This window comes from Streptomyces sp. NPDC001156 (genome assembly GCF_053598275.1).
On the sequence record NZ_JBSFJX010000445.1, the window covers coordinates 1 to 2,668 of the forward strand.

The 2,668-nt window shown below is 66.6% G+C and carries 3 protein-coding genes and 1 pseudogene; 1 reads left to right on the top strand and 3 read right to left on the bottom strand.

Features of this window, described 5'->3' with window-relative positions:
• Window positions 1–444: 444 nt before the first annotated feature.
• The 3 genes from ACWDA7_RS51925 to ACWDA7_RS51935 are packed head-to-tail and all read right to left on the bottom strand — an operon-like array spanning window position 445 to window position 1,615.
• Window positions 445–756, bottom strand: a complete 312-nt coding sequence (locus tag ACWDA7_RS51925; RefSeq protein ID WP_450615090.1) for a hypothetical protein — start codon at window positions 754–756, stop codon at window positions 445–447.
• Between the two features lie 3 nt (window positions 757–759).
• Window positions 760–1,071 (bottom strand): hypothetical protein, encoded by a 312-nt coding sequence (locus ACWDA7_RS51930; protein WP_450615092.1) that lies wholly within the window; start codon window positions 1,069–1,071, stop codon window positions 760–762.
• Entirely contained in the window at window positions 1,061–1,615 is a 555-nt protein-coding gene (locus ACWDA7_RS51935) for a bifunctional DNA primase/polymerase (RefSeq protein ID WP_450615094.1), read from the bottom strand. Before ACWDA7_RS51935 ends, ACWDA7_RS51930 begins: the two co-directional genes overlap by 11 nt.
• 413 nt (window positions 1,616–2,028) lie before the next feature.
• On the opposite strand from ACWDA7_RS51935, the pseudogene ACWDA7_RS51940 reads away from it, so the two are divergent.
• Window positions 2,029–2,610, top strand: a pseudogene (locus ACWDA7_RS51940) (hypothetical protein); the annotation flags it as partial.
• Window positions 2,611–2,668: the final 58 nt, after the last annotated feature.

A 2,668-nucleotide genomic window follows, 5' to 3' on the forward strand; every position in this document is an offset into this window, starting at 1 on the left:
CTCATGCGCCGGCCGGCTGGCGATCAACCGAACGGGAGCAGGCCCGAACCCCCGTCCGACCCTCACACCGCAAGATCGCTTTGATAACGGCTTCTGAGGCCCAGTGCTTCTCCGTCACAGGTCAGCCCGGAAACCGCCCGCAAGTAGCCCAAGCTTCCCAAGCTGATGCCCTCTCGCGCAGGTCAGACACGTGCCTCGCAGCCATCCACCGAGCGGGCGTTGGTCTGCCGCTCGTCCGGGCTGCGGCGCTGGGGCGCCGGTCCCGGCCGAGCGGCAGTCCGACAGCAGAGGAGGCATGAGCTGCCCTGCGTTTCGTGGAAGCCCCGCACATCGTCTGTCGGGGGAACGGCGATGTACGGAGCGGAGCCGCCCTGTCGCGGGGCATGCTCGGACCGCAACCAGTCGGAGTTTCCGGAGTCGAGGTGATCAGGCAGTCGACGAGCTTCAACGGGCAGTCCCCGTCTCCTCCGTCAACGTATCGACGTGCGTCGTCGTCTCTGCCGTGTGGCCCGACACGATCAGTTCGGCCAGCATCAGCGCTGCCTCGGGCCGGATGGTGCCAAGGCGTACCAGGCCGTCGCCTGAGACGTTCACGTCAGCCGTAAGGCCGGGGAAGTCCGACTCCAAGCCCAAGGTCCTCAGTTGCGAAGCCAAGGCGCCGGCGCTGCGTCGAGCCTGTGCCCAGCCGCGGACGTAGGGGACGCCCGGCATCAGGTTCTCGGCGCGTTTGGCGACGACTCCCCGTCGGTCGATCATGGCTCAGTTCCTTCCGGTGCGGTGTTCGGCGGTTTCGTTGCCGCTCTCCTCCAGACGCTGCAAGCCCGAAGCCAGCGCCAGCCGCAGCAGTTCCGCCAAGCGCTCCGCGGTGGCTGGCGACACGCGACCGAGTTCGACCAGCCCATGGCCGAAGGCGTTCAAGTCGGCCCGCAGGTAAGGGAAGTCCCTCTCCAATCCTGCGCGAACCAGGGCGTCCCTCAGAGCGGTAGTGGCCTTGCGCGCGGCGTACCAGCCGTCGCTGTCCAACGGTGACCAGGTAGCAGCGTCATGCCGGTCGGTCGCGTCATCCCGCATCGATCGCTGCCCCCTCCTCGATCGCGGAGAGGGCGAGGACCTCCGCGGAGGTGTAGCGCTCGCCGTACCGGTCCACACGGGCAAGCAGTTCGGCGGAGGCCACGAGCATGGTCGCCAAGGCCACCGGACGGAGTGGGTTGGCCATCGGTCGCCGAGTCGGGGCGCGGAGCCACTCGTAACGGTCGCCGGACATCGGCATGGGGCCGGGGACGACCACCACGGAGCCGCGACTGAGGTAGCGGTAAGCGGGTGGCGTTCCCTCTTCCCGCGTGAGGTAGTGGACGAAGGCCTCCTGACTCTGCGAGCCCAGGAAGAACCCCACGCGTTGGGCTTTGTGGTCGAGCACCGTAGGACCGAACGGCAGGCCACGACGCAGAAGTTGATCGAATACGTCAATACCGATTCGCTGGTCGACCGATACCACGTCGAAGAAGCGGCCAGTCGGCAGCATGTACGGCGCTCGGGGGTCGTCCCCCCAGGTAGCCCGGCATGCCGCCGGATCGTCGGCCGCCGCGGAGAGCCATTCGACGCCCCTCCTGGTCATCCTCTGCACGTCATCTCACCTCGGTCGGACTCAGTTGCGGCCGCGATGCCGCCCTGTATCCAGACTCAGGGGCATCACCCTGGCCAGGGCAGATGACGAGAGGTGACGGGGGATGACGCGTCACGCGCAGACGCGTCATCCCCCGTCACGGACAACTGCCAGCGATCTTTGGTCACTTGCAGCGCCCAGTGATGCACCGCGCGTACATTCGGTCGTAAGGTCAAAGAGTCGTGGGCCCCAGTAGTCGCACCAGTGCACTGGGTTGGGAGGGAACAGTCACGTCTTCGATGGAGCCGACCAGCGTTCGCTTACGGCAGGCCCGTGTGGGCCGGGGCTGGAGTCAGCCGCGGTTGGTGCGCGAGTTGCGGCAGGTTGCGGCCCGCCGTGGCCACCAACTCCCGCCGGACACCAGCGTGAAACGCCGTATCGCCAGTTGGGAGAATGGGCACAGCGCTCCGGACGATTTCTATGGGCCGTTGCTGTGCGAGGTGTACGACCTCACCGCCGCCGAGCTCGGGCTGAGCCATGAAGGCGAGCGGGACACGGGGCTATTGGACGCCAGTTATCCAGCGAGCCCCGAGGGCGCGATCAAAGCCGTTGGTCAGCTGTGGCGCGCCGATCTGAACCGGTACGAGCCGCTTTTGCAGGCCGAGCCTTCCGAGCCCGCGTGGAACGAAGCCTCACTCCGGTGGTTGGTCGCGCCCGATCCGGCCGTTCCTCGACAGCGTCAGGACGGAATGCGCGTCGGTCTCGGAGACGTGGCTGCGATCAAGACCACCGCGGACATGTTCGCCATGTTGGACGACCGTTTCGGTGGCGACCACGCACGGCACGCGGCCGTCCAGTACCTCAGCACCGAAGTGACGCCGCTCCTGCACGGTCAGTACACCGAGCAGGTTGGCCAGGCCCTTTTCTCCACCGTGGCGGAAGCAACGCTCCTGGCAGGTTGGATGTCCTACCCTCTCTGTCAAAGTAGACCGAGTCAGGCATACTGGACGATTCATTGAGTCGAGGGCGGAGAAGGAGTAGTGCCCAGGTGGCCAGCACCAACGA